At 42.8% G+C, this 21,635-nt stretch carries 20 protein-coding genes; all 20 read left to right on the plus strand.

What is annotated here, in order from left to right:
- The first annotated feature begins 147 nt into the window (after window positions 1–147).
- Window positions 148–951 carry a flagellin N-terminal helical domain-containing protein gene (locus tag ACVCDT_RS07560; RefSeq protein ID WP_447132162.1) on the plus strand — a complete coding sequence of 268 codons (804 nt, stop codon included), beginning with the start codon at window positions 148–150 and terminating at the stop codon, window positions 949–951.
- Window positions 952–1,144: 193 nt separating this feature from the next.
- Window positions 1,145–2,581, plus strand: a complete 1,437-nt coding sequence (locus ACVCDT_RS07565; protein ID WP_447132163.1) for a sigma-54 dependent transcriptional regulator — start codon at window positions 1,145–1,147, stop codon at window positions 2,579–2,581.
- Between the two features lie 165 nt (window positions 2,582–2,746).
- Window positions 2,747–3,940 carry a sensor histidine kinase gene (locus tag ACVCDT_RS07570; RefSeq protein ID WP_447132164.1) on the plus strand — a complete coding sequence of 398 codons (1,194 nt, stop codon included), beginning with the start codon at window positions 2,747–2,749 and terminating at the stop codon, window positions 3,938–3,940.
- A 3-nt stretch (window positions 3,941–3,943) separates the two neighbouring features.
- Window positions 3,944–5,293 carry a sigma-54-dependent transcriptional regulator gene (locus ACVCDT_RS07575; RefSeq protein WP_447132165.1) on the plus strand — a complete coding sequence of 450 codons (1,350 nt, stop codon included), beginning with the start codon at window positions 3,944–3,946 and terminating at the stop codon, window positions 5,291–5,293.
- 296 nt (window positions 5,294–5,589) lie between these two features.
- Complete coding sequence (fliE, locus tag ACVCDT_RS07580) at window positions 5,590–5,916, plus strand: flagellar hook-basal body complex protein FliE (protein ID WP_447132166.1); 327 nt, start codon at window positions 5,590–5,592, stop codon at window positions 5,914–5,916.
- 10 nt (window positions 5,917–5,926) lie between these two features.
- Complete coding sequence (fliF, locus tag ACVCDT_RS07585; protein WP_447132167.1) at window positions 5,927–7,630, plus strand: flagellar basal-body MS-ring/collar protein FliF; 1,704 nt, start codon at window positions 5,927–5,929, stop codon at window positions 7,628–7,630.
- Window positions 7,631–7,667: 37 nt separating this feature from the next.
- The gene (gene fliG, locus ACVCDT_RS07590) at window positions 7,668–8,705 is read left to right on the plus strand and encodes a flagellar motor switch protein FliG (protein WP_447132168.1); all 1,038 of its coding nucleotides are present in this window, start codon (window positions 7,668–7,670) and stop codon (window positions 8,703–8,705) included.
- Window positions 8,706–8,735: 30 nt separating this feature from the next.
- Window positions 8,736–9,518, plus strand: a complete 783-nt coding sequence (gene fliH, locus ACVCDT_RS07595; protein ID WP_447132169.1) for a flagellar assembly protein FliH — start codon at window positions 8,736–8,738, stop codon at window positions 9,516–9,518.
- 3 nt (window positions 9,519–9,521) lie between these two features.
- Window positions 9,522–10,856, plus strand: coding sequence for a flagellar protein export ATPase FliI (fliI, locus tag ACVCDT_RS07600; RefSeq protein WP_447132170.1), 1,335 nt, complete (start codon window positions 9,522–9,524; stop codon window positions 10,854–10,856).
- An 8-nt stretch (window positions 10,857–10,864) separates the two neighbouring features.
- Window positions 10,865–11,299: a flagellar export protein FliJ gene (fliJ, locus tag ACVCDT_RS07605; protein ID WP_447132171.1), complete on the plus strand. Its 435-nt coding sequence runs from the start codon at window positions 10,865–10,867 to the stop codon at window positions 11,297–11,299.
- A gap of 189 nt (window positions 11,300–11,488) precedes the next feature.
- On the plus strand, window positions 11,489–13,786 hold the full coding sequence (locus ACVCDT_RS07610) for a flagellar hook-length control protein FliK (protein WP_447132172.1): 2,298 nt from the start codon (window positions 11,489–11,491) through the stop codon (window positions 13,784–13,786).
- Between the two features lie 86 nt (window positions 13,787–13,872).
- A complete protein-coding gene (gene fliL, locus ACVCDT_RS07615) occupies window positions 13,873–14,391 on the plus strand; it encodes a flagellar basal body-associated protein FliL (RefSeq protein WP_447132173.1) in 519 nt (172 codons plus the stop codon).
- Window positions 14,392–14,419: 28 nt separating this feature from the next.
- On the plus strand, window positions 14,420–15,478 hold the full coding sequence (gene fliM, locus ACVCDT_RS07620) for a flagellar motor switch protein FliM (RefSeq protein ID WP_447132174.1): 1,059 nt from the start codon (window positions 14,420–14,422) through the stop codon (window positions 15,476–15,478).
- Window positions 15,479–15,508: 30 nt separating this feature from the next.
- Window positions 15,509–15,913, plus strand: coding sequence for a flagellar motor switch protein FliN (gene fliN, locus ACVCDT_RS07625; protein WP_447132175.1), 405 nt, complete (start codon window positions 15,509–15,511; stop codon window positions 15,911–15,913).
- Window positions 15,914–16,079: 166 nt separating this feature from the next.
- A complete protein-coding gene (gene fliO, locus ACVCDT_RS07630) occupies window positions 16,080–16,373 on the plus strand; it encodes a flagellar biosynthetic protein FliO (protein ID WP_447132176.1) in 294 nt (97 codons plus the stop codon).
- Window positions 16,373–17,125, plus strand: coding sequence for a flagellar type III secretion system pore protein FliP (gene fliP, locus ACVCDT_RS07635; protein ID WP_447132177.1), 753 nt, complete (start codon window positions 16,373–16,375; stop codon window positions 17,123–17,125). Before fliO ends, fliP begins: the two co-directional genes overlap by 1 nt.
- 53 nt (window positions 17,126–17,178) lie before the next feature.
- On the plus strand, window positions 17,179–17,448 hold the full coding sequence (fliQ, locus tag ACVCDT_RS07640; RefSeq protein ID WP_447132178.1) for a flagellar biosynthesis protein FliQ: 270 nt from the start codon (window positions 17,179–17,181) through the stop codon (window positions 17,446–17,448).
- Between the two features lie 32 nt (window positions 17,449–17,480).
- Window positions 17,481–18,260, plus strand: a complete 780-nt coding sequence (fliR, locus tag ACVCDT_RS07645) for a flagellar biosynthetic protein FliR (protein WP_447132179.1) — start codon at window positions 17,481–17,483, stop codon at window positions 18,258–18,260.
- Between the two features lie 11 nt (window positions 18,261–18,271).
- Window positions 18,272–19,396, plus strand: coding sequence for a flagellar biosynthesis protein FlhB (gene flhB, locus ACVCDT_RS07650; protein ID WP_447132180.1), 1,125 nt, complete (start codon window positions 18,272–18,274; stop codon window positions 19,394–19,396).
- A 124-nt stretch (window positions 19,397–19,520) separates the two neighbouring features.
- Entirely contained in the window at window positions 19,521–21,620 is a 2,100-nt protein-coding gene (gene flhA, locus ACVCDT_RS07655) for a flagellar biosynthesis protein FlhA (RefSeq protein ID WP_447132181.1), read from the plus strand.
- The last annotated feature ends 15 nt before the right edge of the window (window positions 21,621–21,635 follow it).

The following is a 21,635-nucleotide window of genomic DNA, read 5'->3' on the forward strand; positions in this document are numbered from 1 at the left end:
CAAATAGAAACTAACTAATACTCTGTAGAATTCGAGCTTAGAATTGGCTAATCAGTTATTAACATCTGTACTTAGGTCTAATTGGCTAGATTTTACACAGCTTGCTAGTTACTGCTATTCTTAAGCAAGGTAATAGAGGTAACTCAAATGATTAATCTAAATTCCGACAGTAACGGGTCTTTACTGCAACAAGTGCAAAATAAACAAGAGTCCATACTGGAAAAATTGGCCTCGGGTAAGCGCATTAATAGTGCCTCTGACGGTGCCGCCGCACAGCAAATTATCGACCGTTTAACCACTCAAGTTGAAGGCAACAGACAAGCCATTTCCAATGCCTTTGATGGGGTGTCCTTAGCCCAAGTGGCAGAAGGGGGGTTAGCTGGAATTAATCAAGATATCGAGCGTATTCGCGAACTCACAATACAATCTGGCAATGGCATTTTAAGTGATTCAGATCGCCAAGCATTACAAGCAGAAGTTAGCCAGCGTCAAGCCAATATTGCGCAATCCATCGAACAAACGCGTTTTGCTGGGCAACCATTGTTAAGTCAAAACGGCGAAATTAATTTTCAAGTCGGGGCCAGTAGTGGTCAAAAGTTAGCGGTTAACACCCAAGATGTGAGCGCAGGCTTAAACGATTTACTCAATATTGATTTATCTAACCCACAAGATCTAGAACAAAGCTTAGCCTCGGTAGATAGTGCCGCTGAGTTTGTGGGCCTTGCTCGGGCTGATTTAGGTGCCACTCAAAACCAGTTTGAAAGTACCGCTCGAAACCTAAGTAAAGCCGACGAAAATGTTGCCGCAGCAAGAAGTCGAATTCAAGACACAGATTATGCACAAGCGGTATCTAGCAATGTAGAGGCTAGTATTTTGAGTCAAACTACTTTAGCGGTGCAAGGCATGGCCAATCAACAACAGGGTCAAGTTTTGTCATTGTTAAATGGCTAGCCCAAGTCTTCCATTACCACTTCTAAAAAGGCTGGCTTACTGCTTTTTTGTGTTTTAGGGCTTTTTTTAGCTAATTTGTGCGAAAAATAGTCGCAAATAAAAAATGCCTTAAATAATATTGCTATCCCACATTGAAAGGTTAAAATCATAACCAATACAGTACATTAGAATAAAAATTAAGGCTGAGATTTGCATGAGTAATATTTTGATTATTAGTTCTGACATTGCGCGGGCAAATAATCTAAGTACCATTCTTACCTTTCTTGGGGAGCCAAGTAGCGAAGTGTTATTTGCCCAAGCTGTGCAAACCTTAAAAGAAAAAAACGATATTAAAGCCGTGCTAATAGACGCGCCCTCAATTGAATTGGCGCAAGATATCAGCGAAAAATTTCCTCAGCATCCTTTTGTGTTTATTAGTGACTTAGATAACTTCGACGCCCAAGCTAATTTAGTGGGGGCGCTATGCGAGCCTGTTACATATCCAGCCTTAACCCAAATGTTGCACAGGTGCCAAGAATACAAACGTCGTCAACCTGCCAGTAAAACCAGTGTGCACAATAAAACTCGCTTGTTTCGCAGTTTAGTGGGTAAAAGTAGTCAAATTCAAAGTGTGAGGCACCTCATAGAACAAGTGGCGCCAACCGAAGCAAATGTACTTATTTTAGGAGAGTCGGGCACAGGTAAAGAAGTGATCGCCCGCAATGTACATTTTTTATCTAACCGCAATGACAGTATATTTATTCCGGTTAACTGTGGAGCTATTCCTGGTGAGTTATTAGAAAGCGAACTTTTTGGGCATGAAAAAGGCGCCTTTACTGGAGCAGTTGGAGCCAGAAAAGGCCGTTTTGAGCTCGCCGAAGGCGGGACCTTATTTTTAGATGAAATTGGCGACATGCCGCTGCAGATGCAAGTTAAACTGCTACGTGTATTGCAAGAACGCACCTACGAAAGAGTAGGGGGCACTAAGCCAATAAAATGTAACGTTAGGGTGATTGCCGCAACTCATCGTGATTTAGAAAGCATGATAGCCGATGGCCAATTTAGAGAAGATTTATACTACCGCTTAAATGTGTTTCCAATCGACAGCCCCGCTCTGCGTGAGCGAAAAGAAGATATTCCGCTGTTGTTACAAGAGTTAGTTTCGCGCCTAGAAATCGACAACGCCCAAATTAAATTTACCGAAAATGCCCTGACTTCACTGATGGAGCATAAATGGGCAGGCAATGTGCGTGAGCTATCTAACTTAGTTGAACGCTTAATGATTTTGTACCCCAATCAGCTAATAGATGTAGGGGATTTACCGCATAAATATCAACACTTAGATGCGGATAGCTATGAGCCTGATTACCCAGACGAATTACTTGAGCGTGAAGCCATTAATGCTATGTTTGGGGCCTGTGATGATGAAGCTGATGAGGCCGATGATAGCAGTAGCTCAACTGAGCTAGTAACAGATTTTCCTGCCGAAGGATTAAACCTTAAAGAGTATATTTCTGAGCTTGAAGTAAGCTTAATTAGCCAAGCCCTTGAGCAACAAGATTGGGTAGTGGCCAGAGCCGCCGATGCCTTAGGAATGCGCCGTACCACTTTAGTAGAAAAAATGCGCAAATATAATATTAGCAAAGAGTAATCTTAAGCATTCTGCTTTAAAGCTGTCACTGGTGTCATTTTATTGACCCTCAAAAACTCCGTTCTTATAGTCTAACCTACTGATTTATCAGGATTATCCCTGTTGGCATGGCATGTGCTTTAGTCCAGCTGTAATGATTCTGTCTAAGTTTTGACGTGAGGACATATGGGGACACAAAACATGCATGGCAATTCTTCCATTGACGTAACAGCAGGTGCAAAAAACGCCGTGGATATTCATCCAGACGCTGCGTCTTGCCGTGTAAACAGTCAAGAGCTAGAAGCCCTTAGATTGCAAGCCACGCGATTGCAACATTTGTTACAAGTGATGCCCGCAGGAGTCGTTGTGGTGGATGGCAAAGGGGTAGTTAAACAATCCAATAACTTGGCCAAAGCTTTGTTAGGTGAGCCGCTAGAAGGCCAATTATGGCGAACTATTATAGCTCGCTCTTTTAAACCTCAAGCCGACGATGGACACGAAGTGTCTCTTTTTGATGGGCGTAAAGTGAAGTTATCTATTACCCCCCTTGAGCAAGAGCCTGGTCAGTTGATTGTGTTAACTGACTTGACCGAAACCAGACAGTTACAACAACGAATTAGCCATATGCAAAAACTCTCGTCACTTGGCAAAATGGTGGCATCTTTGGCCCATCAAATTCGGACACCTTTATCGGCGGCCATGTTGTATGCAGCAAATCTGTCGAATAACACCTTAAATCAAACTCACAGAGAAAAATTCAGCGACAAGTTGGTGTCGCGCTTACGCGATTTAGAAAGCCAAGTGAATGATATGTTGTTGTTTGCTAAAAGTGGCGAACAACAAGTGATCAGTGAAATTTCACTATCTAGTTTGATCACAGAAGTTCAACTAGGTGCAGAAGCCATGCTTGAAAAACATCAAGCTAAGTTAACCCTAGCCTTACCTGATCCTGATGTTGTTATTATGGGCAATAAAACCGCCTTAGCGGGGGCTTTACAAAATCTGATCCACAATGCCCTTACTGTACAACCACAAAATGCGGTTATTACCCTTAGCGCCACTGCCCAAGTAAATAATCCAGACTGGGTTGATTTATGTGTAGCCGACAATGGTCCAGGAATTGCCGAAAAGCATAAAAAGCGCTTATTTGAACCTTTTTATACCACTAAAAGTAACGGCACAGGTTTGGGCCTAGCAGTGGTAAGAAGTGTGGCTCAGTCACATCAAGGCCGCGTTCAAGTACACAACCAAAAGCAAGGTGGCGCCTGTTTTACCTTGTCATTACCCATCTTTAAAACCACACAAGCGACACATACCAATCAAGCTAATGTGGCAGAAACTCAATCGCAACAACACTACGCTCGTGTAGCGGGGAGCTAATATATGACCCAATCTAAAATTTTGATAGTTGAGGACGATGCTGGTTTACGCGAAGCCCTAGTTGATACCCTAATGTTAGGTGGATACCAAGTGATTGAAGCCGACAGTGGCGAACAGGCTATGATTAAATTGGCCGAACAAAGTGTTGATTTAGTGGTAAGTGATATTCAAATGGAGGGCATGAGTGGCTTAACTTTATTAAAAAATATTAAGCTTAAATATCCTAATTTGGCTATTTTACTCATGACCGCCTACGCCACCATAGACGATGCCGTACAGGCCATGCGTGATGGTGCCACCGACTATTTATCTAAACCCTTTGCTCCAGAAGTGTTATTAAATTTAGTTGGCAGATACGCACCTGCACAAAAAGTAGAGTCGCGTACTCCTGTGGTTGATGATCCCAGTAGTTTGCAATTATTAGCTTTAGCCAAAAAAGTGGCGCGCTCAGACGCGACCGTTATGGTGTTAGGGCCTAGTGGTTCGGGTAAAGAAGTTTTAGCCCGTTATATTCACGATCAATCGGCTCGTAGCCAGCAACCTTTTGTGGCCATTAATTGCGCGGCGATCCCCGAAAACATGCTTGAAGCCACTTTGTTTGGTTACGACAAAGGCGCATTTACCGGTGCCTTGCAGGCTTGCCCAGGTAAGTTTGAACAAGCCCAAGGCGGCACTATTTTGCTAGATGAAATCAGTGAAATGGCTCTCAACCTACAAGTGAAATTGTTAAGGGTCTTACAAGAAAAAGAAGTAGAGCGCTTAGGCAGTCGTAAAACCATAGCGTTAGATGTAAGAGTCATAGCAACCAGTAACCGTAACTTAAAACAAACGGTTGATGCTGGAGAGTTTAGAGAAGATTTATACTACCGCTTAAATGTTTTTCCATTAACCTGGTTACCTTTAGATAAAAGGGCTGGGGATATTATTCCATTAGCCGAACATTTAATAGATCGTCATTGCCTAAAACAGGGCAGTGCCATTGCTAAACTCACCGCTGCTGGTCGCAGTAAGTTATTGCAACATAGTTGGCCAGGTAATGTGCGCGAACTAGAAAACGTGATCCAACGTGCACTGATATTATCAGATGGCCAGCAAATTGATGCACAAGATCTTATGATCGAACAGGATATGCCTAGTGCAAATCCAGTGACTTCTGAGCTAGAGATTCAAGAAGAAGATAACAGCAAGTTAGGCTCAGAGTTACGACAGCAAGAACATCAAATTATTTTAGACACCCTGCAAAGTTGTAAAGGTAGACGTAAAGATGTGGCCGAGCGCTTAGGTATTAGTCCTAGAACCCTAAGGTACAAATTAGCTAAAATGCGCGAAGTTGGCATAGATTTACCCGCCTAACACACTTAAGTTGTACCCCTTTAGCCACCGTTTATACGGTGGCTTTTTTTATCTATGACTTAATTAAATGCAGCTATGCATAACCTTTGACTTGGTGGTGCGCTTGCGGCGCTTTTGTTTGATTTAACTAAGAGTCAATTTTATGACGTTAAAATTACACACGTCTACCTATTCAAGTTATTGAAAAATAACAATAAAATTAATTTTGCTGTTATTTTTAATTTGGCATTCACCTTGCTAATACACTAGTTAGTTAAAGCAAAAGTTAAATTGCAAATTGGCAAGTGGAGCGTCTTATGGACATTAAAGCACAGTCTCTTTATCAAGAATTACAAGGCATGGCCGAGCAGACCAAGTTAGGGTTGGGCGAGTCTAATGCTATTGGCGGTAATCCGTCTTCGCAGAACTTTGCCGCTCTACTTAGTCAAGCCGTTGGTACGGTGAATGAATTGCAATTGGACTCTAAAGAAAAAGCCATAGCATTTGATATGGGTGATAAAAGCTTAAGCTTGGCCGATGTGATGGTAGCCAAAGAAAAAGCCGGCATTGCTTTTGAAGCAACAGTTCAAGTCAGAAATAAAGTACTTGATGCCTATAAACAAATAATGAATATGCCAGTTTAGGAGCTAACGCGTGGCTGAAGCAGCAAGTACAGAATTAGCGATGAGTGATACGGGTACAGATATGTACTCAGATGACTCAGTGCCAGAGCAAAAATCTGGTTTTATGGACTCCATAGGCAGTCCAGATTTATTCCGTCAAATTACCTTAGTTGTGGCATTAGTGATCTGTGTGGTCATTGCCATTTTTATTTTGATCTGGGCGCACGAGCCTGACTATCGTCCTTTAGCGACTATGGAAACCCAAGAGTTAATCGAAACTCTAGATTATTTAGATCAAGCGCAAATTGACTATCGCTTAGAAGGCAATACGGTTTACGTGAGTGGCGAGCAATACCAAAGCATTAAATTAGGTATGACCCGTCAAGGCATTAGCCAAAGTGATTCGGCTGGTACCGACATCATCATGCAAGATATGGGGTTTGGGGTCAGTCAAAGGGTAGAAAAAGAACGTTTAAAACATGCCAGAGAAAAACAAATTGCGTCAACTATAGAAGAAATGAATGCGGTGTCTCGGGCTAAAGTTTTATTGGCTTTACCTAAAGAAAATGTGTTTGCAAGACGCGAGAAAAAAGCCAGTGCAACAGTAGTAGTCACCACTAGACGTGGAGCGATGATTTCAAGTGAAGAAGTGAATTCTATCATTGATATTGTGGCCTCAGCAGTACAAGGCCTAGAGCCAGACCGGGTAACAGTGACTAATAGTAATGGACGTTTGTTGAATTCTGGCTCGCAAGGGGCGGAATCTGCGCGTTCACGCAAAGAATACGAATTAGAGCAAAAACGTGAAAGTGAATACCTAGAAAAAATAGACTCAATATTAATACCAGTATTAGGTTTAGGAAATTACACAGCCCAAGCTGATGTCACTATGGACTTTACCTCGGTTGAGCAAACTCAGCGCAGCTACAACCCAGATTTGCCTGCTATTCGTAGTGAAATGACAATAGAAGATAACAGTATTGGTGGAGTGATAGCTGGTATTCCTGGGGCGTTAACCAATCAACCCCCAGTTGAATCGAATATTCCCGAACAAGCTGTAGGCACAGGTGCGTCTCGTACTACCCCTGGGCGTAACCACAAAGAAGAAACCCGTAATTACGAATTAGACACTACTGTTAGCCATACCAAGCAACAGGTAGGGGTAATACGTCGATTAAGTGTTTCAGTGGCGCTAGACTATATCACCACTACTGCCGAAGATGGTACGCAAACTAGCGTGCCTAGACCACAAGCCGAATTGTTAGATATTCGTCGTTTATTGCAAGGTGGCATTGGTTTTGATGTGACTCGTGGTGACTCTTTAGAAGTTGTGAGTATTCCTTTTAGTCGCGAAGGTGAAGTGGCACCAGTAGAAATGCCGTTTTGGGAAGATCCCAAGTTTTTACCCTTGCTTAAGCTTGGCGGCGGCATATTTATCATAGCGCTGTTAATCTTGGTTGTGGTTAGACCTATGGTTCGCAAGCTTATTTACCCAGATGATGTGAAATCAGATGATACAGATGCTGATGAAGGTCTAGACTTAGGTGATGAAACCATCAGCTTGTTAGCCGAAGAGTTTGATGAATCACAAGTAGGCTTCGCCGCTGATGGTACCTTTATGCTGCCAGACTTACACAAAGATGAAGATGTGCTAAAAGCCGTAAGAGCGCTAGTTGCTAACGAGCCTGAGCTATCTTCACAAGTGGTGAAAAACTGGATGTTATTAGATGAATAATACAAATTTAAATTCTTATTGGGTAAAAGGTTAGAACATGGCTGAAGAACAACCAACCGAAGAAGTAAGCTATGACGTCAGTAAATTAGAAGGGGTGGATAAAGCCGCTATTTTATTACTGAGCTTATCAGAAGATGATGCTGCGCAAATATTAAAGCATCTTGAGCCCAAACAAGTGCAAAAGTTGGGTCAAGCCATGGCGCAAATCGATGATATGACTCAGCCTAAAATTACCGCTGTGCATAAACACTTTATCGAAGAGATCCAAAACTACAGCACCATAGGTTTCCAAAGCACAGACTTTGTGAAACGTGCTTTAACTTCGGCCTTAGGTGAAGATAAAGCCGCCAACCTAATAGACCAAATTTTAATGGGATCTGGGGCCAAAGGCTTAGACTCATTAAAATGGATGGACTCTAAACAAGTGGCCAGTATTATTCGTAACGAACATCCGCAGATCCAAACCATAGTGATGTCGTACTTAGATGCCGAACAATCGGCTGAGATTTTAAGCCAATTTCCAGAAAAAGTGCGCTTAGATCTTATGATGCGTGTGGCTAACTTAGAAGAAGTACAACCTGCCGCATTGCAAGAGCTGAACGAGATAATGGAAAAACAATTTGCAGGTCAAGCCGGTACACAAGCTGCCAAAATGGGCGGCTTAAAATCAGCAGCCGACATTATGAACTACCTAGATACCAATATCGAAGGTCAGTTAATGGATGCTATCCGCGAGCAAGACGAAGAAATGAGTCAACAAATTCAAGACTTGATGTTTGTATTTGATAACTTGGCCGATGTTGACGACAGAGCCATTCAGTCTATTTTACGCGAAGTACAACAAGAAGCGTTGCTTAAAGCCATTAAAGGCGCAGAAGACGAACTTAAAAATAAAATTACCAAAAACATGTCTAAACGCGCAGCCGAAATGTTGCTGGATGATCTTGAAGCCATGGGCCCTGTACGTATTAGTGAAGTGGAAACTGCACAAAAAGAAATTCTTTCTGTGGCACGACGCTTGGCTGATGCCGGTGAAATTATGCTGGGTGGCGGTGGTGGTGATGAGTTCTTATAACCGCACCACAGAGCATAAGAGCTTATTTATATGACAGTTAAAGCGTCGCCAGAAAACGTTAAAGCTTGGGATCTGCCTTTTGTTGAAGACAGTCACCTAAAAGACGAAAACAAGCCAACTAATGCGCTGAATCGTAAATCTGATTGGAAGTACGAACCACCAGAAGAGCCTGAAGACATTCAGCCACCCACTGCAGAAGATATCGAAGCCATACGTGCTGCTGCTCATGCCGAAGGTTTTGCTCAAGGGCAACAAGAGGGATATGACAAAGGCTATGCCGCGGGATTAGAAAAAGGTCATCAAGAAGGCTTAGAAAAAGGTCTTGAAGAAGGCACTAGCCAAGGTCTTGCCACAGGTGAAGAACAAATACAGCAGCAAATTAGTAGCTGGGTGGCACTTATTGATGCGCTACAAAATCCTGTAGCGCAAGTTGAACAAAACCTTGAAAAAGAGTTGGTTTTGTTAGCTGTGAGTCTAGCTAAAGGGGTGATCCGCGCTGAAGTTAAAACTAATCAGGACCTGATTTTTCAGGCATTAAGAGAAGGGCTTAAAGCCTTACCTATTCAAGAAAAACACTATCAAATTTGTTTACATCCAGACGACATCACTTTGCTAAAAAATCATTTTAGTGAAGAAGATATAGCTAAGCACAATTGGGATTTGGTGGAGTCTGCTGAGTTAAGCCCTGGAGGTTGTGAAATAGTGACTCAAACCAATGCGGTGGATGTGTCTATTGAGCGCAGGTGCAAAGATGTCATTGATAAGTTTTTACTTGAGCAAGGGCTAAGTCATGTTAGTCAAAGTGACGAGTAACTTATGACCACTGGCATGTTAGACAGGATCAAACAACTAAAAGAGCAAGTGCCACAAGCTCCAGTGGTAGCTTCGGGTAAATTAGTCCGAGGAATTGGTTTAACGCTAGAAGCGGTAGGCTGCCAAATGCCAGTGGGTAGTCAGTGTTTAATTCAAACCGTAGATGGTGAAATTGAAGCCGAAGTGGTTGGGTTTGCTGAAGATGTCACTTACCTTATGCCTACCGAAGCGGTTAAAGGAATAGTGCCCGGCTCACGCGTACAGCCGTTAAACCGCGAGCAAGGTCTGGCGGTAGGCATGGAATTATTAGGCCGAGTGATAGATGGCAATGGCCAACCTTTAGATGGCTTAGGCCCAGTTAAGGCCGAAAAACGTGTACCTTTAACTCGTCCACCAATGAACCCTTTGTTACGTAAACCTATTACTCAACCGCTAGATGTGGGAGTGCGTGCCATAAACTCTGTAGTAACAGTAGGTTTGGGGCAGCGCATGGGATTATTTGCCGGTAGTGGTGTGGGTAAAAGTGTGCTTATGGGCATGATGACTCGGGGCACAGCAGCAGATGTAGTAGTAGTGGGGCTAGTAGGTGAAAGGGGCCGAGAAGTTAAAGAGTTTATTCAAGATATTTTAGGTGATGATGAGCGGCAAAAGTCTGTGGTGGTTGCTTCGCCGGCAGATACCTCGCCATTAATGCGTTTAAAAGGCTGTGAAACCGCAGTAACTATTGCCGAATACTTCAGAGATAAAGGCCTAAACGTACTCTTATTAATTGATTCGTTAACTCGTTATGCCATGGCGCAGCGAGAAATTGCCTTAGCCGTTGGCGAGCCACCCGCGACTAAAGGCTATCCACCTTCAGTATTTGCGCGCTTACCTGCCTTAGTTGAACGAGCCGGCAATGGTGCTGAAAACCAAGGCTCAATTACCGCTTTTTATACCGTATTAACTGAAGGGGATGATTTACAAGATCCCATAGCCGATGCCGCACGGGCGATTTTAGATGGGCACATAGTATTGTCTAGAGAATTAGCAGATTCGGGGCATTATCCGGCTATCGACATTGAGTCATCAATCAGCCGGGTTATGCCTCTAGTGGTGTCAGATGAGCATGTGCAAGCGGCCAGACGAATTCGTCAGGTGTACTCCACTTACCAAAGAAATCGCGATTTAATCAATATAGGGGCTTACACCAAAGGCACAGATCCTCGCATTGATTTATCGATAAATGCCGAACCAGCCATTAATGCTTTTTTGCAACAAGGTATGCAACAGGTATTAAATTTTGAACAAAGTATCACAGACATGTCTACCCTAAGTGGTGGACTGGGCAAAGGTTAGGCAGATAAATGGCACAGTCTCAACTACAAATAGTGGCAGAGTGGGAGCGTAAAAAGGAGCAAAAGTTAGTCCAAGACTTTCAACTCGCTCAGCAAGCGGCGCAAAGTAATAAGCAAAAACTGTCAGGACTTGAAAACTACCGACTCGATTATCTACGTCAAGCCCAACTCAAAGCTAAGCAAGGGGTGGGCAGTGTAACCTTTGGCCAGCATCAGCAATTTATTGGCAAACTAGATAAAGCCTGCGAAATGCAAATGCAGGCAGTGAACCAAGCCGTATTAGTGGCCGACCAAAGGCGCATGCAATGGTTAGCCCAACAACGCAAAAGAAAAGCAGTTGAAATGCTACTAGATAAGCAACAAAAAGCTAAACTTAAGCAAGAAGAAAGAATCGAACAAGCTCTGTTAGATGAGCTCTCTCTACAGAAATTCGTTCGTAAATAATCAGATTTCCCGCCAATTTAAACAGAAGTGGAATGGTCTTTGCTCTTTCATTTAGCAAATGCCAAAAAATAGCTGTTTTTACTTACTCAATATCAGCTTATACAGGCCAATAAATCCATGGCTTTTAACTTAAAGTCATTTAATTCAATAGGTTAGCGAACTTATTTAGAGTTCGAGGGAAAGTTAAGAATGATGCAACAAGTTGCCACTGCGCTATCAGATATTGCCGCTTTTGCCACAGGTGGTGAAGCCAATGCCAACTCAAATTCTGATACACAGGCACAATTTACTAAAATGTTGCAAGAGCAAAGTCAGTCGCAACTGGACAAGGTGAGTAAGCCGCCAAGAGCAACTCAGACTCCAGAGCCAGTTGACACTAAAAGCGCACCAGACTTAGCCCAAGCTGGAGCGATAAAGTCATCTAACTCCTCGACTGACGCACAAGCATTAGCAGCCGAGCAAGGCCAGCAACAAGCTGAGCAATTAGATGAAAGCTCATTAAGCAAAAACTTAGACACCCAGGTGCACGAAGACAAGCCAGTTACCTCCAGCAAAGAAAATTTAAGTAGTGATAAAAGTGCGCAAACAGCCAATGAGTTAAAGATTGTTGCAGAGCAAAAGGCTGAAACTTTGGCTTTATCAAGCGCTGAGGCTGAGCAAGTCCAAGAAAGTAGCCAAACATGGTTTGATTTAGTTGAAAAGTTACAACAACTCGCCGCCAAAGTGAGCGAGCAACCAGAGCAAAACAAAGAATTAGAACAAAACATCAGCTTAACGCAACTTGCGGTTGATACTATGCCTGAGCTTGAACATGCCGACCCTTTGTTAGCGCAATTAACCCCAAATCAGCAAAAATTAGCAGCTGAAGATATAGCAACTGAAGATATAGCGGCAGTGCCCACTCAGGCACAGAATGAAGTTTTGCCAATAACAGATAAAGTTAAAATAGACACCCAAAGTTTGGCGCTGATGCAAGAAGGGATCAGCACTATCCTTAGCCAATTACCTAGTAATCAAGGCGAACAACCAAGCCAAGAACAAGTGCTTGAAAAGCTCTTAGCTCAGCCTGACTTATTGGCAGCCATGCTAAAACAAATGAATGAGTTAAAACAGCAATCAGACCCATCTATGAGCAACAGGGCAACGCAAACAGAGCAAGCCCCATTATTAGCTAGCGTAAAGCAGTTTGAGCAGGCTCCTGATATCAAGCTACAACAGCTAAATAAGGCCGTGCCTATTGCTGAGCTAGATTTAACTAAGGCTGACACTCAGGCCTTGCTTAAAGAATTGTTAACTGAGCCTAATAAACCCGCAGGCAATCAGGGGGGGGACCAAACTTTAGTGGCAGATAAAAGTGCCGCTTTACCAAACAAGCTAGGGCTAGAAACCAAAACACACCTACAAGTTGAACAACAAGTCGAATCTAAAGCCCAGCAATCTTTAGACAATGGCCAAAAGTCAGCTGTGAATCAGGTCATAGCAGCAGAACAAACCCTTGAACTAAATGCGGCGGCTGAGGCACTTAAACCAACAGTTAAACCGTCAATTCAGCCAACTAAAACCCCGAGTGATTTAGCTCAAATTGCACAGCTTCCCGAAACCAAACTAAACAAAGTTTTGGCTCATATAGCTGCGCAATTATCCCAAGATAAAGACTCTGCAGAGGCGCTTAGCCCGCAGATGCAAGCACAGCAGTTAAGTGTTTCTAATGTGGCAGAAGGCCATGTAAAAGAGTTTATTAGTGTACTTAAAACTGGGGTAGAAGAATTTAAACAACAAATGGCTAAAGGTAGAGAGCCAGGCCTAGATTTAAAAACCTTAGTGTCAGATGCCTTAGCAAAAATAGCGGATCCCGTTAGCGCCAATAAAGTGGCACCTAATGTAGAGCAAGTGACTCAAAGTGTTTCGCAGTTAGTTGATTTTGCCCAAAGTTTGAGCCGCGCCATGGATCAGCGTCAAGATCACAGCTACCAAGCTATGGTGAAAGATGTCGGCCAAGTGCAAGCTGAACAATCCAAGCAACTGCATCTAAATCAATTAGACACTAAGTTAGATAAGGCCATTAATATCACTAAGCCAGAAGGTCATCAGCAACTAGCTGAAAAAGTGCGTTGGATGGTGAATACCAGAAACTTGGTTGCTGAAATAAGGCTAGATCCTGCCGAGCTAGGCTCGGTGCAAGTTAAAGTCGCTATGTCTGGCGAAACGGCCACAGTCAACTTTGTGGTGCAAAGTCAACACGCAAGAGATGCAGTGGACACAGCCACCCCTAGACTTAAAGAGATGTTGGCTGAAAAAGGCATCGAATTAGGTCAGTCTTCTGTGCAACAAGAAGACAATGGGCAAAGCCCTGATGAACAAGGCGAATTGGCGCATGGAGCCAACTCTGCTATGCCTGATGAAGCTGAGGCTGAATCAAACGAGCAACTTGTGGCACAACAGTCAATAGTGAATGGCGCCTTAGGAGGCATTGATTATTTTGTTTAAACCCGCAATTAAATGTCTGTTGAACGTTGCCAATTTTGATTTGCCGCGGATAATAGACTTAGCATTCAATCTTTTGAGAGAGCAGCATGGCTGAAGAAGAACTACAAATTGAAGAAGGCGGCAAAAAAAGTAAGTTAATTATTATTATTGTTGCTGTGGTGGTACTGCTAGCGGGTGGTGGTGGAGCTTATTTCTTTTTAATGGGCGGAGAAGAACCAGAAGTGGCAGTAGAAGGTGAGCCAATGGCCGAAGGAGAAGCCGCAGCAGCTGCTCCGGTTGTAACTGGCACGGCTTTGTATGTGGCTATGCCACGGCCCTTTGTATTTAATGTCCCTGGCTCTACTCGGGACCGTTTAGTTGAAATTAAAGTACAGCTCATGATGCGAGGCTCAGATAACGAAGAGCAAGCAAAAATGCATATTCCGTTAATTGAAGGCACCTTATTAAAAACCTTTAGTACCGCAAATGCAGATGATTTAGTTACTGAAGCTGGCAAAATTGCCATTCGCGACAGTGCGTTAAAAGAAGTACAAAAAGTAATGCAAGAGATTACCGGCGAAACCACAGTAGAAGAAGTTTTGTTTACCGGCTTTGTGATGCAATAACCACTTTTTATAAAATGAGAGAATTAGGTTGAGCGATTTATTATCCCAAGACGAAATTGATGCCCTGTTACATGGCGTTGATGATGTTGAAGAAGAAGAGATAGAGTCAAGCGAGTCAGATGGCTCTGCGATTGAATACGACTTTTCTTCACAAGACAGGATTGTGCGCGGGCGCATGCCAACCCTAGAAATAGTCAACGAGCGCTTTGCACGGCACATGCGTGTGAGCTTGTTTAATATGATGCGACGTTCGGCTGAAGTCTCGATTAACGGCATTCAAATGATTAAGTTTGGTGAATATATTCACACCTTATTTGTGCCAACCAGTTTGAACATGGTGCGCTTTCGTCCGTTAAAAGGAACGGGCTTGATCACTATGGAAGCACGTTTAGTATTTATTTTAGTCGATAACTTTTTTGGTGGCGATGGGCGTTATCACGCCAAAATTGAAGGACGGGAATTTACCCCAACCGAACGTCGTATTATTCAAATGTTGCTTAAGCTGATTTTTGAAGATTACAAAGAAGCTTGGGCGCCAGTGATGGACGTGTCGTTTGAATACCTAGACTCTGAAGTGAACCCTGCGATGGCCAATATTGTTAGTCCAACCGAAGTAGTGGTGATCAGTTCATTCCACATTGAATTAGATGGCGGCGGCGGTGACTTCCATGTGTCTTTACCTTATTCGATGTTAGAGCCGATACGTGAATTGTTAGATGCTGGGGTGCAAAGCGACAAAGAAGACACAGATTTACGTTGGAGTAAGGCCTTACGCGACGAAATTATGGATGTGCAAGTGCAACTTTCTACTCATATGATGGATGTGCAATTGCCACTACAACAAATAATGGAATTAGAAGCAGGGCATGTTATTCCCATAGAAATGCCCGAACACATCACAGTGTTAATTGAAGATTTGCCCACTTTTAGAGCTAAGTTAGGGCGTTCTCGAGACAATGTGGCGCTAAAAATTACCGAAAAAATACCACGCCCAACTTCAGTGAAGTCTGAGCTACAACTATTAACCAAAGGTGGTCGAAGAATTGACAGCGACGCCGAATTGCAATCTCTCGAAGACGATTGGTAAAACTTGAGTCGAGTGAGTACGGAGTAAATTATGAGTGAAGAAGAAGGTATGGACGATTGGGCAGAAGCCATGGCAGAGCAGGCCGAAGAAGAAGCGAATGCTGATAAAGCCGCTGGCCCAGAAGTCGCCGAATTAGAAGAATTTGATGGTGATCAAGAGATAGGCCCTAAAGAAAAACGTAAACTTGACACTATTTTAGATATTCCCGTGACCATTTCTATGGAAGTGGGCAGAAGTAATATTAGTATTCGAAATTTATTGCAGTTAAATCAAGGATCTGTGGTAGAACTTGATCGAGTTGCCGGAGAGCCATTAGATGTTTTAGTAAATGGCACGTTGATTGCTCATGGAGAAGTAGTAGTGGTCAACGATAAATTTGGTATTCGATTAACTGATGTTATTAGTCAACTGGAAAGAATCAAAAAGCTTAGGTAAACAAAACTCATATAAAACATGGGCTTGGGTGTTCATGAGCCCATGTTTTATGCTCCCTTTTAAGGCCTATTCTGCGCCTGAAAGTCTGTCTAACCCCGCATCAATAGTGTCAATTTTTTTGTCTTTATTATTGGTTTTGGCCGTGGTTTTTATGCTGGCGTTCATTATGCGTCGGTTTAATGTCACTCATACTGGTACGTCCAATATGAAAGTTGTGGCCTCTATGATGGCCGGCACTAAAGAAAGAGTCATGGTGATAGAGGTTGGGGGCGAACAGCATTTATTGGGCGTGACGGCACATAATATTAATCACCTAGCGACCTTAAATTCACCTATAACGACTCAGAGTGCAACTGGGCAAGACTCCTTTAAAGATAAGTTGGCTATGTTTATGGCCGGTAAAAACCCTGCGCAAGCCTCGAGCCATGAAGCACAGTCTGATGTTAAGGGTAAAAACTAATGAAAAAGTCTTTATCTTTGTTGTTATTCATCGCTTTAACTAGCCTAAGTTTTTATAGCTATGCACAGCCTGGTATTCCTGCCTTAACCTTAACCGACAACCCAGACGGTAGCCAAGAATACACCATGACTTTGCAGGTTGTGGCCATAATGACGGCCCTAAGTTTATTGCCGGCCTTTGTGATGATGATGACCTCCTTTACCCGCATCATTATTGTGTTGTCTATTCTGCGTCAGGCCATAGGTTTACAACAATCACCGTCAAACCAAATTTTAATTGGGGTGAGCTTGTTTTTGTCGATGTTTATTATGGCGCCGGTTTTTGAAAAAATAAACGACACCGCACTGCAACCCTATTTAAACGAAGAGATTACCTCTATTCAGGCCTATGAGTTAGGTAAAGAGCCTCTTAGAGCTTTTATGCTTTCACAAACCCGAGTGAAAGATTTAGAAACCTTTGTGCAAATTGGTGGCATGGATGGACAATTTCAAGATCCCACTGACGTACCTATGAATGTATTGATCCCAGCTTTTGTTACCAGTGAATTAAAAACCGCTTTTCAAATTGGCTTTATGTTGTTTATTCCGTTTTTGATCCTCGATCTGGTGGTGGCCTCAATTTTGATGGCCATGGGTATGATGATGTTGTCGCCCATGATTGTTTCTTTGCCATTTAAATTAATGCTGTTTGTGCTGGTGGATGGCTGGAACCTGATATTTGGCACCTTGGCCAATAGTTTTGGTATGGGCTGACCTATGCAAAACATGCCGTTTTCTACAAATACAGTATTGATTGAGGTGAAATTATGAGTCCAGAGGTCTTTGTTGAAATATTAAAAGAAGCCTTACACATGGTGATCTTGCTAGTGTCGGCGATAATTTTACCTAGTTTGTTTGTGGGTTTAATAGTAGCGGTGTTCCAAGCGGCTACCTCAATTAACGAACAAACCATGAGTTTTTTACCGCGCTTAATTGTGACCTTGTTAGCCTTAAGTTGGGGTGGGCATTGGTTAGTACAGCAGCTAATGGATTTTACTTTTACTATGGTAGAACGCATTCCAGAGGTTGTAGGTTAGTCATGCCAGTTAGCGTTAGGCAAGGTTAAGCAATGGAATTTGCAAGCAGCACCATTACTCAATATTTGGCCGACTTGTTGCTGCCATTTATGCGTATTTCAGGCTTGTTTGCTTCTATGGTGGGCTTAAGTGCAAAGAGTGTAGCGCCGACCACCAGAGCCTTATTAACCCTGTTTTTAACTTTGTTAATTATGCCGGTGATCCCCCCTGTGCCAGTGCAAGAGGTCTTTTCTGTCGGAACATTTTTGTTGGTTATCCAGCAGATCATCATAGGTGTGGCCTTAGGCTTTATTTCTAATATGGTGTTAAACACCTTTGTTTTAGCAGGACAGATAGTTGCCTTGCAAACAGGTTTAGGATTTGCGTCTATTGTTGATCCGGTCAATGGGATCAATGTGCCAGCAGTGGGGCAGTTTTATTTAATTTTGGCCACCTTAATGTTTTGGGCATTAGATGGGCATTTAGCCATGATCCGCATGGTTGTTATGAGTTTTGAGGCCTTTCCCATAGGCCAAGCCTGGTTTGCCCCTGAGCAATTTAGAGATATTGCCCATTGGGCAGGTTGGATGTTTATCTCGGCTGTTACCTTGTCGCTTGCCCCAATAGTTTCGTTATTAATTGTGAATTTAGCTTTTGGGGTAATGACTAAAGCCGCGCCTCAGCTCAATATTTTTAGTATTGGTTTTGCCATTGCCCAAATTATGGGCTTATTAATTATTTGGCTAACCCTAGACAACCTAACACACCACTTTGAAATTATGTGGGATAGAGCACAAAACATGATGTGCCAATTAGTGTTGGTATGCCCTTGAGGAGGTAAGACGTGTCTGATGCAAATGAAAAAACCGAAGAACCCACCTCCAAAAAGATTGAGGACTCCCGCAAGAAAGGTCAAATAGCCCGATCTAAAGAGTTGTCAACTGCCTTGGTATTAATTGCCAGCGCCATTTGTTTTTTAATTATGGGATCGCAAATCGCCACGGCCATTTTTAAAGTGACCCAAAGAACTTTTACTTTGTCCCGTGATGAAACCTACGATTGGACTCACATGTTTCAAGCCTGGGGTTTTGCCATTGAAACCATCACTTGGCCAGTGTTGTTGTATATGCTCATTGTGACTGCTGCGGGTATTTATGGAAACATTGCCCTAGGTGGCTATAACTTCACTTGGGATTCTGCCGCCCCTAAAGCACAAAAAATTAGTCCTATAGCAGGGTTTAAACGTATGTTTGGCATGAACAGTGTGGTGGAGTTATTTAAAGCCATAGCCAAATTTGTGGTGGTGGCCGCTATGGCTTATGTGGCCTTAATTATGTTTGAAGACGAAGCCTTGCACCTTGATTTAGAACTGTACCCCCTCAACCTTTTCCATGCCATGGATCTGATTGCTTGGGGATTTTTAATTATGTGTTGCGCCCTGATCCCTATTGCGATTTTTGATGTGCCTTACCAAAGCCACAAGCACAACAAAGAAATGAAAATGTCACTGCAAGAAGTTAAAGACGAACGCAAAAATGCCGATGGTGATCCTCAAGTTAAAAGTCGTATTCGTAAATTACAATATCAAGCCGCGGCAAATCGCATGATGCAAGAAGTACCTAATGCAGATGTGGTGGTAACTAACCCCACTCACTTCTCAGTGGCACTAAAATATGACCAATTAGGAACTCGCGCGCCTACCTTAGTGGCCAAAGGGGTAGACGAAATGGCCATGCATATCCGAACTATTGCTACCGCCCATGACGTACCTATTGTGGCTTCACCTATGCTGGCTAGGGCAATTTATTACTCTACTGAAGCGGATCATGAAATTCCTGAAAAACTGTTTATGGCAGTGGCACAAGTCTTGGCTTATGTTTATCAACTTAAAGCCTTTAAACAAGGTAAAGGTAAGCGTCCTAAACCTTTAAAAACTAACTTGCCTATCCCTCCTGAGTTAAGACGCTAAGCTGTGAAACGTAATTTATTTGCCGGTTAGCAAATTAAACCCTTATAAATTTCATACTTGGCGTACTAGTTGCTTTGTCTTGTTTTAATAAGATTAACTCTAACAAAGCGTCAATTTTTCGTTTATGCAATTAGCCTCCTATTTAAATCGCTTCGATAGCAGCCAAGTAAAATCTATCGCCTCAGGTTTAGGCGCACCTTTGGTGTTATTAGCCATTATGGGCATGGTGATTTTGCCCATGCCGGCCTTTCTTTTAGATATTTTATTCAGCTTTAATATTGCCCTGTCGTTAATGGTGATTTTGGTTTCTGTGTTTACTAAAAAGCCAGTGGATTTTGGTATTTTTCCTTTGGTTTTGCTTATCGCTACCGTTTTGCGCTTGGCATTAAATGTTGCTTCAACCCGTATTGTATTACTAGAAGGGCACGAAGGGGGCGACGCGGCAGGAAAGGTAATTCAGGCATTTGGTGAAGTGGTAATTGGCGGAAATTATGCCGTAGGTATAGTGGTGTTTGCCATCTTATTGATCATCAATTTTAAAGTGGTAACCGCAGGTGCAGGGCGTATATCTGAAGTAAGCGCGCGTTTTACTCTAGACGCCATGCCAGGTAAACAAATGGCAATAGATGCGGATCTAAATGCGGGCTTTATTGACGCAGACGAAGCCCGCAAACGCCGCTTTGAAATTACTAGCGAAGCTGACTTTTATGGCTCAATGGACGGTGCCTCAAAATTTGTGAAAGGTGATGCCATAGCCGGTTTATTTATTATGTTGATCAACATAATAGGCGGGTTGTTTATTGGGATCATCCAGCACGATCTAACCTTTAGTAATGCAGTAGAAATCTATACCCTATTGACCATAGGAGATGGCTTAGTAGCACAAATTCCTTCGTTATTGTTATCGGTTGCCACCGCTATTATTGTAACCCGCGAAAACGATTCCCAAGAAATGGGGAGCGAGCTGTCTAAACAATTAGGTAATCCGCAGGCGCTATATATTACTTCAGGTATTTTATTTGTAATGGGTATAGTGCCAGGCATGCCAAACATAGCCTTTTTAGGTTTTAGTGCCTTAGTGGGGGGGTATGCTTATTATTTACATTGGCGTAAACAAAAACTCGCTCAGCAACCAGAAGTGCTTGCCCCTGCAACTAGTCAAAGTCAGCAACCCGCAGAAATCAAAGAGTTGGGTTGGGATGATGTGCAACATGTAGATACCATAGGGTTAGAAGTAGGCTATCGCCTCATTCCTTTAGTGGATAAAGCCCAAGGTGGAGAGTTACTAACCCGTATTAAAGGGGTGCGTAAAAAGCTTTCGCAAGAATTGGGATTTTTAATTCCTCCTGTGCATATTCGAGATAATTTAGATTTAAGCCCAAATAACTACAGCATCTCTATGTTAGGGGTGACTGTAGGCGAAGCAGAGCTGAGCCATGACGATGAACTGGCCATCAATCCAGGCCAAGTATTTGGCAAATTAGACGGAAAAGTCACTAAAGATCCGGCTTTTGGTTTAGATGCGGTATGGATTAAAGCCAGTCAAAGAGAGCATGCTCAAACCTTAGGTTACACGGTAGTAGATGCGGCTACTGTGGTAGCTACGCATTTAAGTCAGCTATTAACCAATAATGCTTATCAATTATTAGGGCACGAAGAAGTACAGCAATTGTTAGATTTGCTAGCTAAAAACAGTCCTAAATTAGTTGAAGGCTTAGTACCAGATATTCTACCGCTAAGTACAGTAGTGAAAGTGCTACAAACTATGTTGTACGAAGGGGTACCAATTCGCGATATGCGTTCAATTGTACAAACCTTGTGTGAGTTTGGACCTAAGAGTCAAGATCCAGATGTATTGGTCTCGGCTGTACGTATCGCCTTAAAACGCCTCATTATTCAAGAAATTAACGGTGGAGCTGCAGAAATCCCTGTTATTACCTTAGCTCCAGAGTTGGAACAAATGTTGCACCAGTCATTACAAGCAGGTGGAGCGGATGGGGCTGGCATAGAGCCAGGGTTGGCAGAACGTCTTCAAGGTTCATTAAATGAAGCCGCTCAACAACAAGAATTAGCTGGCGAGCCAGCAGTATTACTGACATCTGGCATGTTAAGGCCAGTGCTATCGAAGTTTTTAAAACACTCAGTGAATGGATTGCATGTGTTGTCGTATCAGGAAATTCCGGACGACAAACAAATAAAAATCGTCAGTGCAGTGGGTCAATAATCTGACACAAAGTGA

Source organism: Paraglaciecola aestuariivivens (assembly GCF_052983255.1).

What these genes read in the sequence shown, in the direction of transcription:
- ACVCDT_RS07560 (WP_447132162.1), top strand. Translation starts at nt 148, where the DNA reads ATGATTAATCTAAATTCCGACAGTAACGGGTCTTTACTGCAACAAGTG.
- ACVCDT_RS07565 (WP_447132163.1), top strand. Translation starts at nt 1,145, where the DNA reads ATGAGTAATATTTTGATTATTAGTTCTGACATTGCGCGGGCAAATAAT.
- ACVCDT_RS07570 (WP_447132164.1), top strand. Translation starts at nt 2,747, where the DNA reads ATGGGGACACAAAACATGCATGGCAATTCTTCCATTGACGTAACAGCA.
- ACVCDT_RS07575 (WP_447132165.1), top strand. Translation starts at nt 3,944, where the DNA reads ATGACCCAATCTAAAATTTTGATAGTTGAGGACGATGCTGGTTTACGC.
- fliE (WP_447132166.1), top strand. Translation starts at nt 5,590, where the DNA reads ATGGACATTAAAGCACAGTCTCTTTATCAAGAATTACAAGGCATGGCC.
- fliG (WP_447132168.1), top strand. Translation starts at nt 7,668, where the DNA reads ATGGCTGAAGAACAACCAACCGAAGAAGTAAGCTATGACGTCAGTAAA.
- fliH (WP_447132169.1), top strand. Translation starts at nt 8,736, where the DNA reads ATGACAGTTAAAGCGTCGCCAGAAAACGTTAAAGCTTGGGATCTGCCT.
- fliI (WP_447132170.1), top strand. Translation starts at nt 9,522, where the DNA reads ATGACCACTGGCATGTTAGACAGGATCAAACAACTAAAAGAGCAAGTG.
- fliJ (WP_447132171.1), top strand. Translation starts at nt 10,865, where the DNA reads ATGGCACAGTCTCAACTACAAATAGTGGCAGAGTGGGAGCGTAAAAAG.
- ACVCDT_RS07610 (WP_447132172.1), top strand. Translation starts at nt 11,489, where the DNA reads ATGATGCAACAAGTTGCCACTGCGCTATCAGATATTGCCGCTTTTGCC.
- fliL (WP_447132173.1), top strand. Translation starts at nt 13,873, where the DNA reads ATGGCTGAAGAAGAACTACAAATTGAAGAAGGCGGCAAAAAAAGTAAG.
- fliN (WP_447132175.1), top strand. Translation starts at nt 15,509, where the DNA reads ATGAGTGAAGAAGAAGGTATGGACGATTGGGCAGAAGCCATGGCAGAG.
- fliO (WP_447132176.1), top strand. Translation starts at nt 16,080, where the DNA reads ATGCGTCGGTTTAATGTCACTCATACTGGTACGTCCAATATGAAAGTT.
- fliP (WP_447132177.1), top strand. Translation starts at nt 16,373, where the DNA reads ATGAAAAAGTCTTTATCTTTGTTGTTATTCATCGCTTTAACTAGCCTA.
- fliQ (WP_447132178.1), top strand. Translation starts at nt 17,179, where the DNA reads ATGAGTCCAGAGGTCTTTGTTGAAATATTAAAAGAAGCCTTACACATG.
- fliR (WP_447132179.1), top strand. Translation starts at nt 17,481, where the DNA reads ATGGAATTTGCAAGCAGCACCATTACTCAATATTTGGCCGACTTGTTG.
- flhA (WP_447132181.1), top strand. Translation starts at nt 19,521, where the DNA reads ATGCAATTAGCCTCCTATTTAAATCGCTTCGATAGCAGCCAAGTAAAA.